Here is an 18,682-nt window from a genome sequence, read left to right on the forward strand (position 1 = left end):
GTGGATCCCGAGGCCGGTGCGGACGAAGCCGGCGCTGCCGCCGGCGACGTCCCGCCGCCGGCCGCGTCGCCCGCCACACTCGCCGCGTTGCCCGCGACCGTGACCGGCACGGCGACGCTGACGAGGGCCTGGTCCCCGCCGGCGACCGACGATCCCAGCCCGCTTGTCGTGACCGACGGCGTCGGCGCCGCCGCGGCCGGCGCGGCCGATGTGCCCGACGTCGACGAGTCGCCGAGGACGGCGATCCCGTTACCCGTGACGGTGATCGGCGCCGTGACGCCGATCGCGGCCTGGTCGCCTGAGGCGACGCCGCCTGTTCCGCTTGTTGTCGGTGATTCCGCGGCGTTCGCGGCCGCGGTGCCGGCGAGCCAGAGCCCACCGACGCAGAGGGTGAACCACAACCCTCTGGAGACGTACTTGTTCATCGTTCAGCCTTTCGAGTGAGTTTCGGACTCCCGGTCGGGAGTTCGCGATCCGGTTCCGCGCTGCGCGGGAGCGCAGGGCGGAAGGGATCCACTCAGTCGGGGCTGATGTCGTGGTCGAAGAGGGGTGACGTCGGGAGGTCGTCGTCCGCCGGGAGGCCGGCCCGGACGCTCAGGGAGGTCGCCAGCGCGGCCGCGCCACCGCCGAGCGCCGCGACACCCGAGCCATAACCGCCGGCAGAGGCGCCGCCAGGACTCGTCCCGAGCACGCCGGAGGGCGAACCAGGAGTCGGCAGGCCGGACCCGCCGCGCGGAGTCCCGCCCAGCGCGCCGGGCGCCGCGCCGGTCGTCGGTGCGGCGGCGGGCACCGCGTTCGGCGCGTGCGCGGCGGAGGCTGTCTTCGACGTGCCCACGAGCGGGGCCGTCGACGTGGCGACGGCGGCGGCCGGTTGGACGCCGACGCCTGCAGCCGTTGATGGCTCACCGACGGGAGAAGGCGCAGGAGGACCGCCCAGAGGTTGGACCGTGTCCGCCACCGTTCCCGCGACGCTGGCGAGCACGCGATCGGCGGCGCTGGCGATCGGCGTGGTCAGCGTGCTGACGGGATGACTCGCGAGCACCGTGGTCACCAGCGTGAGCGGCGCCGAAAGGGTGCGGGCGAGCGAGAAGTGCGTGGATGAGGTCTGCGGGTCAGTCGCTTCGACGCTGGAGGCGTTGCCGCTGGAGGCCTGGCCGCCGGGCGCTTGAGAAGCCGGGGCCTGCGCGGGCGCGGCGGGAGCCGCCAGTACCCGATCCGCAGTCTGCGCGACCGGCGTCACCACAGCCTCCACGGGCGCGGCCACCGCCACGTGCTGCACGACCTGCGCCACCGGCTGGACGACGTGCACCGCCACGCTCCGCACAGGCGCCGGAGCCGCGGGCGTCACCGCCGCGACCGCCGAACCCGTCGTCTGCCCCACCCCGCCGGCGACCGAATCCACGGTCGCGACCACGGCGCCGAGCGGGTCGGTGTTCGGGGGCTCGGCAGCGTTCGCGGAGCCCCCGCCGAACAGCAGGCCCAGCGCGACGATGCCGCCGCCGAGGAGGAACGACCCGATCAGAAGCCGCGTGGGAGTGAGCGAGGTGCGCCGCTCGGGCACATCCACCACACGATCACCCCCTGATCGTCGGTATTCCGTTCGAGACACCAGAGACTGTACTCGCCTGTCTACCCGAGCGGAAGAGGCCGGCTCGGCCTCCGGCCGCCAGCGCGATGACCACGAGGGCCGCGACGGTCATCGCGGCTCCCACCCACAGCGGGGACGCGTAGCCCAGCCCGGCCGCGATCGTGAGGCCGCCCAGCCAGGCGCCGAGGGCGTTGCCGACGTTGAACGCGGCGATGTTCGCTCCGGACGCCAGCGTCGGCGCATCGTCGGCCGAGCGGAGGACGCGGAGCTGGAGGCCGGGGACCGTCGCGAACCCGAACGCCCCCATCAGCACGAGCGCGACGACCGCGGCCACCGGCTGGGCAGCGAGCAGCGCGAACGCGCCGAGGATCGCGGCGAGGACCGCCAGCACGACCAGCAGCGTCCCGTCGATGGACCGGTCGGCGAACCTGCCGCCGACCGCGTTGCCGGCGAACAGGCCGAGGCCGAAGAGGATCAGCAGCCACGGCACCGCGGCCGCGGGGAAACCCGAGAGGCCGGTCAGCGTGTAGGCGATGTAGGTGAAGGCGCCGAACATCCCGCCGAATCCGAGGACGGTCGCGGCCAGCGACAGCCAGAGCTGTCCGGAACGGAACGCGTGGAGCTCGGTGCGGAGGCCGGCCCCGCCAACCGCGGACGAACCCTCCCCCGGCACCAGCACCGCCACCCCGACGAGCGCCAGCACTCCCACGACCGTGATCGCCCAGAACGTCGACCGCCAGCCGAACTGCTGGCCGAGCAGCGTCCCGAACGGCACGCCGAGCACGTTGGCGGCCGTCAGGCCGGTGAACATGATCGCGATCGCCCGTGCCTTCCGGCTCGGGTCGACCATGCTCGCGGCGACGACCGAGCCGATGCCGAAGAACGCGCCGTGGCAGAGCGCTGCGACGAGGCGTCCGGCGAGCATCGTCGGGTAGGACGTCGCCACGGCGGACATCGCGTTGCCGAGGATGAACAGCACCATCAAGCCCAGCAGCACTGTCTTGCGTGGGAGGCGGGTGACCGCGGCGGTGAGGCCGATCGCCCCGACCGCGACCGCGAGGGCGTAGCCGGAGATGAGCCAGCCGGCGGCTGCGGCGTCGACGTGGAAGTCCGCTGCCACCTCGGGCAGCAGGCCGGCGATCACGAACTCGGTGAGGCCGATGCCGAAGCCGCCCAGAGCGAGGGCGATCAGGCCAGCAGGCATGGAGAACTCCTGGGAAAGTCGGGGACGGGAGGGATGATCGCCTACACTAAGTACTTGCAGACGCGTCATAAATAGTTGCACATGCAATTACTTCGCGCAAGCGCACGACCGGATACACACACCGAGGAGACCGCACATGGGCATCGCCGACGACGCCGTCGAGGTGCGCGCGCAGGGCTGGCGCACCCTCGCCGCGCTGCACAACTTCATCGAGAACGAACTGGAGAAGGCGCTCTCCCGCGCGGCCGGACTCTCCGTCGTCGAGTACACCGTCCTCGACGCGCTCAGCCGCCAGGACGGCTGGCACATGCGCATGCAGCAGCTCGCCCGCGCGAGCGCGCTGAGCCCGTCCGCGACCACCCGGCTGGTCAACCGGCTCGAGGAGCGCGGCCTCCTGACGCGCATCGACTGCCTGGACGACCGCCGCGGAATCTACACCGAGCTCACCTCCGGCGGCCACCAACTGCTCGACAGCGCGCGGCCGGTGCACGACGAGGCGCTGGAGGCCGCGCTCCAGGAGGCGCACCGCATCCCCGAGCTCGCCCCCCTGCTCGACGCGCTGCCGCAGCTCGCGCTCGCACGGAGCTGAACGGAGCGGCCGGGGTTGGCCCAGCGCGCCCCGACCTACCGCAGCACCTCCACCAGCGCCACCCACGAGAACACGACGGTGGTCACGATCGCCAGGATCGTCGCGACCGCCACGAGCACCAGCCCCACCTCCGCGACCCCGCCGAGCAGCAGCACGCCCCCGGCCAGGTCGAGGGCCAGCGGCACCGTGAACAGCGCGATCCTCTCCACGTCGTAGCGCCCGTATCCGGTCGTCGCAGAGTCCCGCCGGATCGCGATGGACGACCGCACCGCGACGAACCCGCAGATCAGCGTCCCGACGACGACCTGCACCCCGAACCCCCACGGCGCCTGGCCCGGGATGAGCGCCGCGCAGCTGAGTGCGACGCCGAGGATGAGCGTCGCGATGGACGCCCCGGCCCGCGCCGCGAGCCCGCGGGACTCCGCGATCTGGCGGATGTTCACCGACAACGCGACGATCAGGAGGCCGCCCAGCGCCGCGCCGGCCCCCGCGACCGCGACGTTGAACTCCGACCACTCGCGGAAGATCCCCACCATGCGCACAGCGTAGCGGCGCGCTGTCAAGTCTGGCGGGCGCGCACGGCCAGGGCGTATAACGGGGGACATGGCCGACGCGATCACGACCTGGATCGACCGCTATCGCCGCGCGTGGGAGAGCAACGACCCCGACGACATCCGGGCGCTCTTCACCGAGGACGCGAGCTACCGCACCGAGCCGTTCGCCGAGCCGTGGGACGGGCACCTCGAGATCGTGGAGGGCTGGCTCGACGCGCAGGACGACCCGGGCTCTGTCGACTTCGAGTGGAGGCTGCTCGGCCAGGACGGGTCCCAGTACTTCGTGGAGGGCGTCACCGACTACCACGACGGCCCGACCTACTCGAACCTGTGGGTCGTAGTGCTCGCCGGCGACGGCCGCGCCGAGGAGTTCACCGAGTGGTGGATGGAGCAGGAGGCCTGATCCGCCGGACGTCGACGGTCAGACCGCCCCGCCCAGCCACAGCCCCAGCCCGGCCGCGGCGAGCGCCAGCACCAGCATCCCGGCCCCGTTGAACAGCGCCGCGCGATACCGCCGCTGCTGCGCCAGCCGCACCGTCTCGTAGCTCGCCGTGCTGAACGTCGTGTAGCCGCCGAGGAACCCGGTGCCGAGGATCGCCCTCCACTCGGGCGGGAGGCCGTGCGCGAGCGCCAGCCCGGTGACGAGTCCGAGCAGGAAGGACCCCGTCACGTTGATGACGGTCGTGCCGAAGGGGTAGTTGATCCGGAAGACGCTGCGCAGCATCCCGTCGAGGACCAGCCGTGCCACGGCCCCGAGTCCGCCCGCGACCGCGACGGCGAGCACCAGCAGCGGCGTCACCGGCCGACCCCCGGAGCGTCGTCGCCGAGCGCGGAGCCCCCGCGCCGGGCCCGCCGCCTCCCCAGCGCAGCCGCGGCCGCGATCCCCGCGACCGACGCCAGCGCGCCGATCAGGATCGTCGCCACCGCGTACCCGATCCCGCCGCCGAGGTTCTGCGCAGCGAACAACCCGTCCGTGTCCACCGCGAACGAACTGTACGTCGTGTACCCGCCGAGGATGCCGGTCCCGGCGAACAGCCGCAGGTCGCGGCGGCGTCCGGCGTCCGGACCGCGCAGGGCCAGCGCCTCCAACAGCCAGCCGAGCACGAATGCGCCCGTGACGTTGATGACCAGTGTGATGAGCGGCACGCCGGCCACGGTCGGCACGGCCGCCGACAGCAGGTATCGCACCGTGGTGCCGATCGCGCCGCCGGCGAAGACGAGCAGGACGGAGCGCCAGTGCAGGTGCACAGGCAACGGAGTTCTCGCGGACACGCGGCATCCACCCTTCGGAATGAAGCGCAGGAACTATCAGCGACCGTCGCGGTTCGGGCCGTCCGGCCCCGGCGAGATCCATCGCCGCTGGACCACTATACCGGCGGGTCCTCCCAGGGCAGCGCCTGCGACCCGCTGACCGGCGCCAGCGGCACCACGATCACGGGCCGGTGCTGCCGGTGTGCCAGGTGCACCGCGACCGAGCCGTTGAAGAACTCGCGGATGCTGCCGCGCAGCCCTGCTTCCCGCGTGCCCACGACGATGTAGCGCGCGTCCATCTCGTCCGCGAGCCGGGCGAGCGCCCAGGCCGGGTCTCCCGCCAGCTGCTTCAGCGTGTACGGGACGCCGCGGCCGTTCAGCGTCGCACGGATGTCGGACTCCAGCTCGGCGTCGAAGGTCTCCTCCTCGACTTCGGGGAGGTCGGGGTCGTACGGCAGAGCGACCACGGTGCCGTCCACGTAGCTGGAGACCAGGTACCGGTTGGGGTCGACATTGGCGCAGACCAGCGGGACGTCGAGGTCGTCGGCGAGCCGCGCCGCCTGGTCGAGCACCGCGGTCGGCTGGCCGGGGACGACCGCGACGAGCACTCCCCCCGGCTTGATGCCGGCCGATTCGCCGCCGCCCGCCCCAGTGCCGCCGATGCCGCTCATGCGACTAGTGTGCACCATCCGGTGCGCCGGGATGCGATGGGCCACGCTCCGGTGGGCCGCGCTTTCGCAGGCCATGCGCAGCCGCCCTCCCTTGGCGCGCACCGTACCGTGGGGTACGTTCGGACGCGAACCCAGGGAGGCCACGCAATGACCGAGAACAAGGCCGCGCTCCCCCGCGAGCGCCGCCGGACCACCCGCGGACTGCGGCCGCTGCCGGTGCTGACGCGCGACGCGACAGCCCAGCTCAAGCGGCTGCTCAGCGCCGAGCTGGCCCTGTTCAAGGCCGAGATGACGGCCAAAGCGAAGGCGGCGGGGGTCGGCGTCGGGCTGCTGGTCGGCGCCCTGGTCTTCGTGTTCTTCGCGCTCGGCGTGCTCGTCGCGGCCGCCGTGTTCGCGTTCGCGCTGATCGTCCCCGGCTGGCTGGCGGCGCTCATCGTCGCCGGCATCCTGATCGTCCTGGCGATCATCGTCGCCCTCATCGGCCGGGCCATGCTGAAGCGCGGGATGCCGCCCGTCCCGGAGGACCTCGGGCCGGAGCTGAAGGCCGACGTCCAGGCGCTGAAGGGGGAACAGCCGTGAGCGGCAAGGGGATGAACACGCTGAAGCTGGAGTTGGAGGAGACGCGCGACGAGCTCGCCACGACGCTCGACGACATCTTCGCCACCTTCAACGTGCGGGTGCAGATCCGGTCGCACCCGGTCGCCGCCGCGGCGGTGTTCCTGACGGTGCTCGCCGGTGCTGCCGCGCTCGTGGCGCGAGGGATCGCGCGTGGCCGCTGAGGCCTCCCGGCGCCGCCTGCCGTGGGGCTACATGCTCAAGCGCACGCTGCGCAGTTTCGGCCAGGCGTCCTGCACCGACCTCGCGGCCGGGCTCACCTACTTCGGCGTGCTGTCCCTGTTCCCGGCGATGATCGCGCTCGTCAGCGTGCTCGGCCTGGTGGGTCAGAGCAAGGCCGGCATCAACGCGCTGTTCGGGATGCTCGACCAGCTCGCGCCCGGGATGCTGACGGTTGTGGAGGCGCCGATCGAGGCGCTGGCGAAGTCCCCCGCCACGGGCGTCGCGCTCGTGATCGGCATCGTCGGCGCGGTCTGGTCGGCCTCCGGGTACGTCGGCGGCTTCGGGCGCGCGCTCAACCGGGTGTATGGCGTGCGGGAGGGCCGGTCTGCTTTCGCGCTGCGTCCGGTCCAGCTCGGGGTGACACTCGCGTCGCTCGTGCTCATCTCGATCGTCGCGATCCTGCTGGTCGTCTCCGGGCCCATCCTGCAGGCCCTCGGCGACGCGATCGGCGTCGGGGACGCTGCGAAGACGGCGTGGTCGATCCTGCGCTGGCCGGTGGTGGTGTTCGCGCTGGTGCTGCTGGTCGCGCTGCTCTACTCGGCGACGCCGAACGTGAAGCAACCACGGTTCCGCTGGCTGACCCCGGGAGCGGTCGTCGCGATCGTCCTGCTCGGCGTCGCCTCCGCACTGTTCGCGTTCTACGTCGCGAACTTCGGGCACTATGACAAGACGTACGGCACGCTGGCCGGGATCATCGTCTTCCTGCTGTGGATCTGGATCGCCAACGTCGTGCTCCTGCTCGGCGCGGTGCTCGACGCGGAGATCGCCCGGGCCCGGCTCATCCTGGCCGGCGTCGAGGTCGAGAAGGGCTACGACCTCCCGCTCAAGTCGGACAAGGCCATCGTGAAGGCGCAGGACGCGGACGCCGGCGACATCCTCGTGGTGCGTGAGATGCGGCGCAAACTGCGCTGACCGCCGTGTCGAATCGGCGCGTCCCGATTCGACGTCCTGGTGACGACAGAGAGGAACCACCATGGCCCAGTTCGCCATCTTCATCTACGGCGACGGCGTCCCCGGGACCCCTGAGGAGCTCGCCGAGCACGACCGCCACTCCGAGGACCTGATCGGCGACGGCTCGCTGACGGCCGCGTTCGCGCTCGCCCCGTTCACGGAGGCGACCTCCGTCCGCGGCGACGGCGTCACCGACGGTCCGTACACGGAGTCCAAGGAGATCATCGCGGGCATCGGCATCGTGGAGGCCGCGGACCGGGAGGCCGCCCTCGCGATCGCCCGCCGCAACCCGGCCACCTGGCAGGGCGGCGGCGTGGAGGTCCGGGAGATCGTAGGGTCGTACATTCGGACGGGAGAGAGGTCCGATACCCTCCTGCCATGAGCGGTGAGGGATCCACGGACGACGCACGACCCGGGCACGACCTCCCGGACAGCAGGGGCCGGACCGGCCTGCATCACGCCGGGCGCGCACTCTCCGGCAACCCGTCGGTGCGCGTCACCGATGTGGAGGTCGTATCCGACGGCTGGCACGTCCTGCGCCGGACCACATTCGACTACCGCGGGCGCGACGGCTCGTGGGTGAGGCAGGCGCGCGAGACGTACGACCGCGGCAACGGCGCGACCGTGCTGCTGTACGACCCCGTGGCTCGCACACTGCTGCTGACCCGCCAGTTCCGCTTCCCGGCATACGTCAACGGCCACCCCGACGGGATGCTGGTGGAGGCCGCGGCCGGCCTGCTCGACGGCGACGCCCCGGAGGAGGCGATCCGCCGGGAGGCCGCCGAGGAGCTGGGCGTGCGGGTGGGCGCGTTGGCGCACCTGTTCGACCTGTTCATGAGCCCGGGCTCGGTGACGGAGCGGGTGCACTTCTACGCGGCCGAGTACCGCCCGGGCGAGATCTCCGGCGGGGGCGGCGTCGCGGAGGAGGGCGAAGAGATCGAGCCGGTGGTCGTGGGGTATGACGAGGCGCTGGCGATGGTCGCGGACGGGCGGATCGTGGACGGGAAGACGGTCATCCTGCTGCAGTGGGCGGGGTTGAATCTGTTCTGAGGCGGGTCGCCCCTCAGTGCTGCAGGAACCGCTCCACCAGCAGGCTCACCCCGATGAGCACCATCATCGCCCCCGACAGCCTGCCCACGATCACGAGCGCCCGCGGCCGGGAGCGCAGCAGCCGCCGGGCGAGCAGGGCGACGCCCGTGTAGATCACCGCGATGTCCGCGAGGTGGATCGCGCCGAGCACCAGCATCTGGGCCGCCGCCGGCATCCCGGTCGGGGAGGTGAACTGCGGCAGGAGCGCGAGCAGCAGCAGGAGGCCCTTCGGGTTGATCCCGGAGACTCCTGCGCCGCGGAGGAACTGGGAGGCCGCGCTCCCGGCGATCGGCTCCCCGTGCGGGCCGACCGGCTCGGCGCGCTTCACCAGGGCCGTGATCCCGAGCCAGATCAGGTAGGCGCCGCCGCCGACGGTGAGCACAGTGAGGACGACAGGGAACTGCGTTACGAGCGTCCCGACGCCGAGGGCGACGGCCGCGATCACCAGCGCGTAGGCCGTCAGCATCCCGAGGATCGACGGTGCGGCGGACTTGGCCCGCACCCCGGCGCCCATGATGTACGCCCAGTCGGCGCCGGGCGTCAGCGTCAGCAGGACGGCGATCGCCCAGAACTGCGCGACCAGTGCGGGATTCATGTCGGAGAAGCTACGCGAAAGATCGCGAAAGGTGCTTCGCAATCTGCGGCGGAATCGCCGTAAGCAGTGGAGAATAGTGCGTATGGACAGCCTCGACCGGGAGATTCTCTCGACGCTTCAGCAGGACGGCCGCATCAGCGTGACGGAGCTGGCCTCCCGCGTCGGCCTCAGCCTCTCCGCGTGCCACCGGCGGGTGCGCGAACTGGAGCAGTCCGGCGTCATCGAGCACTACCGCGCCGTCGTGTCGCCGACCGCTGTCGGGCTGACGTTCGAGGCCATCGTGTTCGTGACGGTCAGCCGCACCGACCCGGACACGGTCGGTGCGTTCGAGGAGGCGGTCGTCGCCATCCCGAACGTGATCGAGGCCGAACGCCTCTTCGGCGACCCGGACTACATGCTGCGCATCCTCACGCCCAACCTGGCGGCGTACCAGGAGCTGTACGACGGGGAGCTGGGCGGCCTGCCCGGCATCCAGCGGATGACGTCGACGCTGGTGATGAAGCGGCTGGGGTCGGGGACGGCTGTGCCGTTGGGGTGAGGACCGCTGTACTGTGGTCCAACGCGATCGTCGGACGATCCTTCAGCACCAAAAGGGGAACGCATGTCCTTCAGCGAAGATCAGATCGAGGCCGTCCGTGCGGCATTCGATCTGGCCGGCTATTCGGGCGAGCTGCGGACGCTTCCCGTCGAGTCCGACCAGGATCGGGTCTTCATCGTCCCGCCCGCGAGCGAGATCGCGATGGGAGACGAGCGATCCCTCGAGTTGGTGTTGTCCAGACTGCTCGATTGCGAGGTCCTGGTGACGGGCGATGTCGGCGCCCCGACCGTCCCGTTCCGCTGACGACCCGCAGGCGATCCACCTGACGGCCGCGACGGAACTCCGCTGCGATCAGCGCCACGACCGGCTCACCCGTATCGGAGCGTCGCCCCCTGGGACTTCAGGAAGTCGATGTGCACGTGGTTGCAGGTGTCGTCGAACGGGGCGAAGTTCTCGACGCTGATCGAGCCGCGGCACTCCGCCTGGCCCAGGCCGGAGCCCTTCGGGACCAGCGGGTCGAGGAGGTGGATGAGCTGGAGGGACTTCGCGTCGCCTCCGGTCAGGGCCGAGCCGTTGAGGAGGTAGAAGTCGACCGCGTGGCCGCCGCCGTCCGCGTAGTGGGCCGAGTCCGTTCCGGCGCCCTCGATCTGGCCCGTGCACTTGCGGTTGATGTCGCTGATGCCGACCTGGCTGAAGTTGTCCAGCGCGACCGAGATCGCCTGCAGCACGCGGTAGTCGACACCGCAGTTCGGGACGACCTTGCCCTCGGCGAGGTTCGCGATCTCCGGGATGTGGTTCGGCGTGGAGCCGACCAGGCGGCCCGCCGCGACCGCCCCCATGAGCTGCACGGCCAGCGCCTGCACGGTGGGCGACACGGAGCTGTTGGTGGTGGAGTCGAGCGCCTGCGGGCTCTCGGCGATGCCGAGGCCGTCGCGGGAGACGACCTGCGCGGTGGCGTTGCCGCCGGTCAGGGTCTGCACGGCGAGGGCGGTGCGCGCGGCGCCGGCCACAGAGGCCTCGCCGGTGGTCGCGTAGGCCGGGAGCGACGCGGTGCCGAAGAACGCGGTCAGGGCGACCAGCACGAAGACGTGGAAGCTGCGGCGGTGGCGGCCCTCGGTGTGGAGCTTGCGGTAGATGCCGCGGCGCGGGTGCCGGGGGTTCGCGGGGTCGGCGACCGACGGGCCGGCGGAGACCAGCGCTGCGGGGACGGCCGACTGTTGCGCGGCTGCGGCCGCGGCACGGCGCTCGGCGCGGGACGGACGGGTCGGCTTGACGACGACGCGCTCGCGGACGACCTGCTTCTTCCGTGGAGCCGTGTGCTGCTCGTCGGCACGACGCCGGGACACGGGGGGAACCGCGGTCGAAGCCGCGGGGGCGGAAGCCGCCAGAGCGGAAGCCGCCGGGCTCGAAGCCGCCGGAGCCGCCGGGCTCTCTCCGAACAACGAGGCGATGCCGTCCTCAGCGGGCTGCGGCGCGATCGACGACGCGACCGGGGCGGGCGCAGCGACAGCCTGCGGCTTCTCCGCGGCCTGCTCCTTGCGCGCCTGGGCACGCTCGGCCTCCAGGGCCGCACGACGGCTCATCGGCGCCGGCGCGGCGGGCGCAGCCGGGACGACCGGTGCGGGCGGCGTCAGCGACTCGGCCACCGTGAAGTCCGTGATCGGGTCGGCGACCGCCAGCCTCTGCGCGTCCACGTCGAGTACGACGGGTCCCCGATTGCCGCGGCGAGGCCGCAAGGGGGCAGAGGACTCGGGCAAACTGGCCTTCCTGGGACGTACCGGGACGAACTGGATCCACGCCTGGGACGGTCGGGTCCGAGCGCCGCGGGGGGACGACGCGTTCAGGCGTACCCGACCATTCTTATCAAATTTCGGCTGGACGTTCTATCAATGCAGACGAATAGATCGAACGAATTCGCGCAGAGACACGTCGCCGAGACGAACTGACGGATGAAAGAAGATCCCCGGCGAATCGCTCGGGAGGCCGGGGTCGGGGTGCATCCCGCGCGTTCGGGTCACGCGGAAACACCCCGGCCCGAACGTCATCGGATGCGGGGTCCGATCACCTTGAAACTAACCCTTCGAGTCCGCTCAGACCCAGCCGGGTACGGCTGCTACGACTGGCGCGCGGGACGCCGTCCGGGTGCTAGGGGATCGCCACCACGAGCTCGACGCGACCGTCGAGCTCCCGCAGCGCGACGTCGCCCCGCTCGGCGAGCTGACGGAGCCCGATGCCCGGCACCGCGGTGGACAGCGCACCCCCGGAGACGACGACGACCGAGACCCCTCCATGGGCCGCGGCCCGGACTTCGAGCGTGACCTCCGACCCGTCGCCGTGGCGCACCGCGTTCGCAAGGCCTTCGGAGATCGCGTCGACCACGGCCTCCGCACGCCCTGCCTCGCCCAGGCGCTCCCAGACGCCGTCTCCGAACGACGAGCGCAGCGGGATGGCGGAGCCCCAGCTCTCGACCAGCGCCCCGATCCGGTCGGCGGCGTCCGGCTCGCTCCGCGGAGCGCTCAGCTCGGCGCGGATGTTGGAGACCACCTCCCGCACACCGTCTGACGCGTCCTCCGCCGATCCGGCGCCCAGCGAGAGCGCGGCGGCGATGAGTTCGGACTGCACGCCGGAGTGGAGGAGCCGCGCGAGCCCCTCGCGCTCGTGGTCGAGCGCGCTCCGGCCGTCGGCGGCCTCCAGCACGTTGGCCTGCACGGCGGCCTCCAAGGCGGCCTGGTCGCGCCGGACCCGCGCGGACAGCGACGCGACGAGCGCGGCGCCGAAGGCGATGGCAGGATACGTGACCATCTCGACCCAGACCATGTCCGGGACACGGCCCAGCGCCTCGACCACGAGTCTCGTCGTCAGGCTCAGGAGCACGCCGATCACCCCGTACCCGACGAGGAGCATCATCGCCCGGAAGATGCGCGCCACCCTCCCGACGATCCACCCCAGCACGAGGTTCCCGGCCCAGACGACGGAGAAGCCGCAGACGAGCGGCGGCAGGCAGAAGAGCAGGCCGTACTGTGCGACCCCGAACGGGACCACCAGCACCGCGAACAGGACGGCCAGCGGCAGAGCGGGGGCCGGCCGCATCCCGAGCAGCACGGACGCGATCCAGTCCCGCACGCGCACCGGCCCGTCCAGCGCGCCCTCCTCGGCCGTCGCCACATCGTCCGAGTACAGCCGGTGGCTCGCCGGACGCACGACCTCCTGGGCCAGACCGCGGAGCAGCCGGGCGGCGTCGGCCGGGCGGATGCCGTGCGCGGCGGCGGCGGCAGCGGCGTCGTCCAGCTGAGCCAGCACGGTCTCGACCACCGAGCGCCGGAGCTCGGAGATGCGTGCGACCGTCCGCTCCGCGTCCCGGGCGGAGGCCCTCTGGGCCGCCCGGAGCCGCCGGTAGACGCCGATGTGGTCGCGCACCAGGTCGACGACCGCCGCGATCAGGGAGAGCATGGTGATCGTCGTGACGACGTTGATGAAGATCCGGCCGACCAGGTCGCCCGCCGCCACCGGGACCCCCAGCACCCAGCCCGCCGCGAGGAACAGCAGCGGCCGCAGCAGCCCGATCACCCCGAACACCAGGAACACGACGGGCACCCGCACCCGTTGGGGAGTCGCGCGAAGCACCGCCCAGCCGGCCAGCATGGTCGCGCCGACTGCCGCGTGCTCCAGCATGCCGACCGCGACGATCGCCCACGGGCCGCCGCTGATGTACTGGAGGCCGGACATCACGGTCACCGCGAACGGCAGCGTCACCAGCCAGGACCACCACGAGAGCGCCGACGGCCCGGTCGCCCGGTCAACCGCACGGCGCATCCACGGGGCGATCATGGGATTCACAACCCGGACCCCGGATCGCCGTAGGTCGCGGTGTAGAGGGTCGCGGCAGCCACGCGCGGGGCGATGCCGTCGTCGCCCGTCAGGCCGAGCGCCTGGAAGACGCGCTCCACGCTCTTCTCGACTGCGCGCACCGAGACTCCGCGCCGGCGCGCGATCTCCGCGTTCGTGAGCCCCGCGGCGAGCAGCCGGGTCGTCTCACGCTGGGCCGGGCTCAGCCGGAGCAACGCGCCCTGCGAGCCGGTGGCGCCGGACAGGTGCTCGACGGGCCGGTCGGCGAGGACGGCCTCCGCGGCGTCGACCAGCTCGGCGACGGAGCCGATCGCGCCCTTGTTGACGAAGGAGGCGCCGGTGACCGTCTCGCGCGCCTGGGCGGCCGCGGCCTCCCGGGACAGGTTGCTGAGGAACATCACCGCGACGTGCGGGGCACGCTCGCGGAGGATCGTAGCCAGCTCCACGCCGTTCGGCCGCGAGCCGAGGTCGATGTCGGTCACGAGGAGGTCCGGGTCGGCGTCGTCGACCAGGCGGAGTGCCTCCACCGCGGACGGGGCCGTCGTGATCTCGAAGCCGCGCTGCGCGAAGGCGTCGGCGACCAGCGAGCGCATCAGCGCGTGGTCCTCGACCACGAGGACCCGCCTGCGCCACATACCGACCGCCACGTTGGAAAGGATAACGGGGAGGATGGAATGCTTCGGCCGGACCGCACGCCCCCAGTTCGGGACGCGCGGCCCGCGACACCGGCGTGCGCGCGCCGACGCCGGCCCGCATGCGCGACGGGCCGGCGTTGGATGTTGCCCGCCCCGGGGTTCGCGCGGCCCGGGGCGGGCGGTCTGGGTCAGCCGCGGACGAACCGCAGCGTGACGAGTTCGAAGGGGCGCAGTGCGAGCGTGGTCGTGGCGTCGCCGGTCGCGCGCTCCAGGAGGTCGGTGCGCTCGATCCGCTCGTACGGGAAGCCGACGGCGAGGGTGGCCGAGGCGCGCGAGCCGTGCGCCTCGTACAGCCGCACGACCACGTCGCCCGAGCCGTCCTCCGCCAGCTTCACGGTCTCCACCACGACGCCCGCCGACGAGGAGGTGACGAGCGGTTCGACCGCAGCCGCAGCCGGGCGCAGCGGGAGGTTGAGCCGGTAGCCCTCCTCGATCGCCGCGTCCACGCCGCCGACGACGATCGAGCTGCGGAGGGTGTGCTCGCCCTGGTCGGCCTCCGGGTCCGGGAACAGCGGCGCGCGCAGGAGGGTCTGGCGGACCAGAGAGTACGTGCCGCCGCCCTCCCGCTCGTGCCGGGTGATGTCGTGGCCGTAGGTCGCGTCGTTGGCGACGCCGACGCCGAAGCCGGGCTCGGCCACGTGCACCCAGCGGTGCGCGCTCGTCTCGAACCGCGCGACGTCCCAGCTCGTGTTGGTGTGCGTCGGCCGGTCGATGTGGCCGAACTGGATCTCCGACCGCGCGGAGGTCGTGTGCACGTCGACGGGGAAGCCGAGCTTCAGCATCCGCTGCCGCTCGTGCCAGTCGACGTGGGTCTCGATGTCGAGCGCGGGCGATCCGGCGGCGAGGGTCAGCGTCTGCGTGACGGTGGAGGCGCCGAAGCGGCGGACCAGGCGCAGCGACACCGACTCGGGCGTCTCGGCGACGACGTCGAGCGACTCCACGGCCGTGAGGTCCTCGCCCGCGAGCCGGTACTCGATGTCGACGTCCCAGGCGTCCCACTGCGTGGGGGTGTCCCGGAAGAGCTGGAGCAGGTTGGCCCGGGTGCCGGCGGGCACGGCCTCCCGGCCGCTCGCGAGCTCCACGATCGAGGGGATGAGGCCCTCGGCGTCGACCGTGACGGCGATGCGGTCGTTGACCAGGCGGATGACGTCGCCATCGCGCTCGACGCGGGCGTCGGAGCCGCGGGCCGGGATGCCGACGGCGCCGGGGGCGACGCCATCGACAGGGTACGGCGAGGCGTTGGCGACAGCGCCACCCGTGCCGCCCGCACCGTCACCCGCGGCGAGCGCCGCCAGCGACCGCGCAATCACGTCCTCCAGGCTCCGCGCCACCGCGGCGTAGTTCTCGACCGCCTGGTCGTGCACCCAGCCGATCGACGACCCGGGCAGGATGTCGTGGAACTGCTGCAGCAGCACCGTCCGCCAGGCCTCCCGCAGCTCCTCGGCCGGGTAGGCCGCGCCGGCGCGGACCGCCGCGGTCGCCGCCCACAGCTCGGCCTCGTGCAGCAGCGCCTCGCTGCGGCGGTTGCCCTGCTTGGTGCGCGCCTGCGACGTGTAGGTGCCGCGGTGGAACTCCAGGTAGAGCTCCCCCGCCCACACCGGCGCCGGGTCGAACTCGGCGCGCGCCGCGGCGAAGAATTCCGATGGGGCCGCCACGCGGACGGTCGGCGAGCCCTCCAGGTCGGCCGTGCGCGCGGCCGCCGCGACCATCTCGCGGGTCGGGCCGCCGCCGCCGTCGCCGAAGCCGAACGGCACCAGGGAGGTGTTCGCCCGGCCCTTGTCGGCGAAGTTCTGCTCGGCGTGCGCCAGCTCGCCCCCGGAGAGGACGGAGTTGTAGGTGTCGACCGGCGGGAAGTGCGTGAAGATCCGCGTGCCGTCGATGCCCTCCCAGTCGAAGGTGTGGTGCGGGAATCTGTTGGTCTCGTTCCAGGAGATCTTCTGCGTGAGGAAGTGCTCCATCCCGGCCTCGCGGGCGATCTGCGGGAGGGCGCCCGAGTAGCCGAACGAGTCGGGCAGCCAGACCTCGCGCGGCTCGTAGCCGAACTCCTCCAGGAAGAACCGCTTGCCCTCCACGAACTGGCGCGCCATCGCCTCCGAGCCGGGCATGTTGGTGTCCGACTCGACCCACATCCCGCCGACAGGCACGAACCGGCCCTCGGCGACGCGCACGCGGATGCGCTCGAACAGTTCGGGGTAGAACCGCTGCATCCACGCGAACTGCTGCGCCGACGAGCAGGCGAACACGAAGTCCGGGTCCTGGTCCATGAGGTCGAGGACGTTGGAGAAGGTGCGCGCGCACTTGCGGATCGTCTCGCGCACCGGCCACAGCCAGGCGGAGTCGATGTGGGCGTGTCCGACCGCGAACACCCGGTGAGCGGTCGCGGCGGCCGGGGAGGCGAGCACGTCGGCGAGCGCGGCGCGGCCGGCGAAGGCGGTGGCGCCGACGTCGAACGGGTCGACCGCGGTCACCGCATCCTCCAGCGCGGCGAACAGCGCGGCCCGGCGCGGCGAGGTCGCGGGGAGCTCGGCGGCGAGACCACGGACGGTGAAGATGTCCTGGATCAGCTCCCACACCTCCCGGTCGCGGTGGACGACGTCCACCCGCCGCAGCGTGTAGATGGAGTCCGGCGACGCCGTCGACTTCCGGCCGACCGGGGTCGGCGTGAACGACCAGTCCGACCCCACGTCGGGGTTGGAGGCCGCCTCCACGAACAACTCGAACGACTGCCCCGGCGACGCCCGCAGCCGCACGTAGTTGTTGAGCGGTTCGAGCGCCTTGACGATCGTGCCGTCCGTCGCCCAGACCAGACCCTCCGCCTGGAAGCCGACCTGGCCCGCCGTGAAGCCCAGGTCGACGACCAGCTCGACCTCGTCGGGAGCCGCCTCCCACTCGGCCGGGACCGTACCGGTCAGGCGGAACCAGACCGTGCCCCAGGGCCGCCCCCACGGCCTCCCGACGGCGAAGTGCTCGAAGGCGCCCTCCACCGCCTGCGCGAACGGCACCGGCTCGTCCGGCACCTCCCACGCCTCCACGGTCACCGGGACGGACGCCCGCTCGAGGGCGGGCGTCAGGCGCTCGCGGACGAAACGGTCGACCCGCAACTCGGCGAGCTGGTTCTGCTGGTACAAAGAGGACTCCTTCTATATAAGAGGTACGGCTAGCCCTTGACCGCGCCGGCGAGCGCGGACGAGCCGCCCAGCGCACGGGACACGATCACGTAGAGCGCGATGACGGGCACGGAGTAGATGAGCGAGTAGGCGGCGAGCTGGCCGTAGGCGACCGCGCCGTACTGCCCGAAGAACGTGAAGATGCTCACCGCGGCCGGCTGGTTGTCGGGGCTGAGCAGCAGCACGAACGGGACGAAGAAGTTGCCCCAGGCGGCGACGAACACGTAGATGAACACCACCGCGATCCCCGGCCGGACGAGCGGGACGACGACGGTCCACAGCGTCTTCATGCTCGACGCGCCGTCGACCCAGGCCGCCTCCTCGAGGGAGATGGGCACCGAGTCGACGAAGTTCTTCGTCATCCAGATCGCCATGGGGAGCGACGACGCCGCCATGAACAGGATCGTCCCACCGAGCGAGTCGATCAGGTTGAGCGACACGAACAGGCTGTAGACCGGCACCATCATCGCGGTGATCGGCAGGCAGGTCCCGAACAGGATCGCGTAGAGGAACGGCCGGTTGAACCGGTTGCGGTAGCGCGACAGCGGATAGGCGGCGAGCACGGCGATGATCACGGTGAGGATCGCGCAGCCGGCCGACAGCAGGAGGCTGTTCCACAGTGGCAGGAACGCCAGCTCGGGCGTGAGCACCTTCTGGAAGTTCTCCAGCGTCCACTGCTTCGGCCAGGCGACCGAGAGGGTCGCGCCGCCGTCGAACGAGGCGAGCACCACCCACACCAGCGGCAGCACGAAGACCACGCCGATGAGCAGCAGCAGGATGTTGGCCGTCCACTTGAGGGCGATGCCGTTGGGCGACGAGAGCTTCATCAGTCCACCTCCGTCTTGAGCGCCCGCACGTAGACGATCGCGAAGACCGCCCCGACGAGCAGCAGGATGGTCGCGATCGCGGTGCCGTAGCCGAGCTCGGAGAACTTGAACGCCTCCTGGTACGCCAGCACCGGCAGGGTCATGCTCTTGTTGCCGGGGCCGCCGCCGGTCATCACGTAGATGAGCGTGAAGACCGAGAGGGTCTGCAGCGTGATGAGCATGAGGTTGGTGGAGAAGGCTGGGGAATTGCATCTGATGCAGGATTCAGGGATTCGAGACC

General features: G+C 71.8%; 22 protein-coding genes, 1 pseudogene and 1 riboswitch. Of the genes and pseudogenes, 10 read left to right on the plus strand and 13 right to left on the minus strand.

All coding sequences use genetic code 11. The features are described from left to right. A complete protein-coding gene (locus F1C12_RS22730) occupies positions 1–444 on the plus strand; it encodes a hypothetical protein (RefSeq protein ID WP_258045908.1) in 444 nt (147 codons plus the stop codon). A gap of 73 nt (positions 445–517) precedes the next feature. On the opposite strand, the gene F1C12_RS14135 is transcribed toward F1C12_RS22730, so the two are convergent. Together F1C12_RS14135 and F1C12_RS14140 are read right to left on the minus strand one after the other, a co-directional pair. Then, positions 518–1,570 carry a hypothetical protein gene (locus F1C12_RS14135; protein ID WP_185275573.1) on the minus strand — a complete coding sequence of 351 codons (1,053 nt, stop codon included), beginning with the start codon at positions 1,568–1,570 and terminating at the stop codon, positions 518–520. Positions 1,571–1,574: 4 nt separating this feature from the next. Beyond that, positions 1,575–2,792, minus strand: a complete 1,218-nt coding sequence (locus F1C12_RS14140) for an MFS transporter (RefSeq protein WP_185275574.1) — start codon at positions 2,790–2,792, stop codon at positions 1,575–1,577. Between the two features lie 136 nt (positions 2,793–2,928). On the opposite strand from F1C12_RS14140, the gene F1C12_RS14145 reads away from it, so the two are divergent. Further along, the gene (locus F1C12_RS14145) at positions 2,929–3,381 is read left to right on the plus strand and encodes a MarR family winged helix-turn-helix transcriptional regulator (RefSeq protein ID WP_185275575.1); all 453 of its coding nucleotides are present in this window, start codon (positions 2,929–2,931) and stop codon (positions 3,379–3,381) included. Between the two features lie 35 nt (positions 3,382–3,416). Here the strand turns inward: F1C12_RS14145 and F1C12_RS14150 are convergent, their stop codons facing one another. Continuing rightward, entirely contained in the window at positions 3,417–3,917 is a 501-nt protein-coding gene (locus F1C12_RS14150; protein ID WP_185275576.1) for a hypothetical protein, read from the minus strand. A 67-nt stretch (positions 3,918–3,984) separates the two neighbouring features. On the opposite strand from F1C12_RS14150, the gene F1C12_RS14155 reads away from it, so the two are divergent. Continuing rightward, positions 3,985–4,338, plus strand: a complete 354-nt coding sequence (locus tag F1C12_RS14155; protein ID WP_185275577.1) for a nuclear transport factor 2 family protein — start codon at positions 3,985–3,987, stop codon at positions 4,336–4,338. A gap of 18 nt (positions 4,339–4,356) precedes the next feature. Here F1C12_RS14155 and crcB read toward each other — a convergent pair whose 3' ends face one another. The 3 genes from crcB to F1C12_RS14170 form a co-directional block, all read right to left on the minus strand. Beyond that, positions 4,357–4,734 carry a fluoride efflux transporter CrcB gene (gene crcB / locus F1C12_RS14160; protein ID WP_185275578.1) on the minus strand — a complete coding sequence of 126 codons (378 nt, stop codon included), beginning with the start codon at positions 4,732–4,734 and terminating at the stop codon, positions 4,357–4,359. Then, a complete protein-coding gene (locus F1C12_RS14165; protein ID WP_185275579.1) occupies positions 4,731–5,207 on the minus strand; it encodes a fluoride efflux transporter FluC in 477 nt (158 codons plus the stop codon). Before F1C12_RS14165 ends, crcB begins: the two co-directional genes overlap by 4 nt. 20 nt (positions 5,208–5,227) lie before the next feature. Further along, positions 5,228–5,302, minus strand: a riboswitch (Fluoride riboswitch). Then, entirely contained in the window at positions 5,303–5,857 is a 555-nt protein-coding gene (locus F1C12_RS14170) for a universal stress protein (protein ID WP_258045909.1), read from the minus strand. Between the two features lie 147 nt (positions 5,858–6,004). Between F1C12_RS14170 and F1C12_RS14175 the strand changes: the two genes are divergently transcribed. The 5 genes from F1C12_RS14175 to F1C12_RS14195 all read left to right on the plus strand — a co-directional run bounded on the left by F1C12_RS14175 (position 6,005) and on the right by F1C12_RS14195 (position 8,695). Continuing rightward, positions 6,005–6,436 (plus strand): phage holin family protein, encoded by a 432-nt coding sequence (locus F1C12_RS14175; protein WP_185275581.1) that lies wholly within the window; start codon positions 6,005–6,007, stop codon positions 6,434–6,436. Beyond that, a complete protein-coding gene (locus F1C12_RS22605) occupies positions 6,433–6,636 on the plus strand; it encodes a hypothetical protein (protein ID WP_219732752.1) in 204 nt (67 codons plus the stop codon). Before F1C12_RS14175 ends, F1C12_RS22605 begins: the two co-directional genes overlap by 4 nt. Further along, the gene (locus tag F1C12_RS14185) at positions 6,626–7,606 is read left to right on the plus strand and encodes a YihY/virulence factor BrkB family protein (protein WP_258045910.1); all 981 of its coding nucleotides are present in this window, start codon (positions 6,626–6,628) and stop codon (positions 7,604–7,606) included. The genes F1C12_RS22605 and F1C12_RS14185 overlap by 11 nt, the downstream gene beginning before the upstream one ends. A gap of 61 nt (positions 7,607–7,667) precedes the next feature. After that, on the plus strand, positions 7,668–8,027 hold the full coding sequence (locus F1C12_RS14190) for a YciI family protein (protein ID WP_185275582.1): 360 nt from the start codon (positions 7,668–7,670) through the stop codon (positions 8,025–8,027). After that, complete coding sequence (locus F1C12_RS14195; protein ID WP_185275583.1) at positions 8,024–8,695, plus strand: NUDIX domain-containing protein; 672 nt, start codon at positions 8,024–8,026, stop codon at positions 8,693–8,695. The genes F1C12_RS14190 and F1C12_RS14195 overlap by 4 nt, the downstream gene beginning before the upstream one ends. Positions 8,696–8,708: 13 nt before the next feature. Here the strand turns inward: F1C12_RS14195 and F1C12_RS14200 are convergent, their stop codons facing one another. After that, entirely contained in the window at positions 8,709–9,329 is a 621-nt protein-coding gene (locus F1C12_RS14200; RefSeq protein WP_185275584.1) for a LysE family translocator, read from the minus strand. Between the two features lie 82 nt (positions 9,330–9,411). Here F1C12_RS14200 and F1C12_RS14205 point away from each other — a divergent pair, with 82 nt between their 5' ends. Together F1C12_RS14205 and F1C12_RS14210 are read left to right on the plus strand one after the other, a co-directional pair. Continuing rightward, complete coding sequence (locus F1C12_RS14205; RefSeq protein ID WP_185275585.1) at positions 9,412–9,867, plus strand: Lrp/AsnC family transcriptional regulator; 456 nt, start codon at positions 9,412–9,414, stop codon at positions 9,865–9,867. Between the two features lie 63 nt (positions 9,868–9,930). Then, complete coding sequence (locus F1C12_RS14210; protein ID WP_185275586.1) at positions 9,931–10,170, plus strand: hypothetical protein; 240 nt, start codon at positions 9,931–9,933, stop codon at positions 10,168–10,170. 65 nt (positions 10,171–10,235) lie between these two features. On the opposite strand, the gene F1C12_RS14215 is transcribed toward F1C12_RS14210, so the two are convergent. From F1C12_RS14215 to F1C12_RS14240, 6 genes and pseudogenes are all read right to left on the minus strand, one after another. Next, the gene (locus tag F1C12_RS14215; protein WP_258045911.1) at positions 10,236–11,561 is read right to left on the minus strand and encodes a hypothetical protein; all 1,326 of its coding nucleotides are present in this window, start codon (positions 11,559–11,561) and stop codon (positions 10,236–10,238) included. A 451-nt stretch (positions 11,562–12,012) separates the two neighbouring features. Continuing rightward, positions 12,013–13,680 (minus strand): hypothetical protein, encoded by a 1,668-nt coding sequence (locus F1C12_RS14220; RefSeq protein ID WP_258045912.1) that lies wholly within the window; start codon positions 13,678–13,680, stop codon positions 12,013–12,015. 20 nt (positions 13,681–13,700) lie between these two features. After that, on the minus strand, positions 13,701–14,360 hold the full coding sequence (locus F1C12_RS14225) for a response regulator (RefSeq protein WP_258045913.1): 660 nt from the start codon (positions 14,358–14,360) through the stop codon (positions 13,701–13,703). Between the two features lie 176 nt (positions 14,361–14,536). Further along, positions 14,537–17,536 (minus strand): alpha-mannosidase, encoded by a 3,000-nt coding sequence (locus tag F1C12_RS14230; protein ID WP_185275588.1) that lies wholly within the window; start codon positions 17,534–17,536, stop codon positions 14,537–14,539. 29 nt (positions 17,537–17,565) lie between these two features. After that, the gene (locus tag F1C12_RS14235; RefSeq protein WP_185275589.1) at positions 17,566–18,402 is read right to left on the minus strand and encodes a carbohydrate ABC transporter permease; all 837 of its coding nucleotides are present in this window, start codon (positions 18,400–18,402) and stop codon (positions 17,566–17,568) included. Next, positions 18,402–18,641, minus strand: a pseudogene (locus tag F1C12_RS14240) (carbohydrate ABC transporter permease); the annotation flags it as partial. The gene F1C12_RS14235 and the pseudogene F1C12_RS14240, both read right to left, overlap by 1 nt. Between the last annotated feature and the right edge of the window lie 41 nt (positions 18,642–18,682).

It is taken from the genome of Leifsonia shinshuensis (genome assembly GCF_014217625.1).
Taxonomy (GTDB): domain Bacteria; phylum Actinomycetota; class Actinomycetes; order Actinomycetales; family Microbacteriaceae; genus Leifsonia; species Leifsonia shinshuensis_A.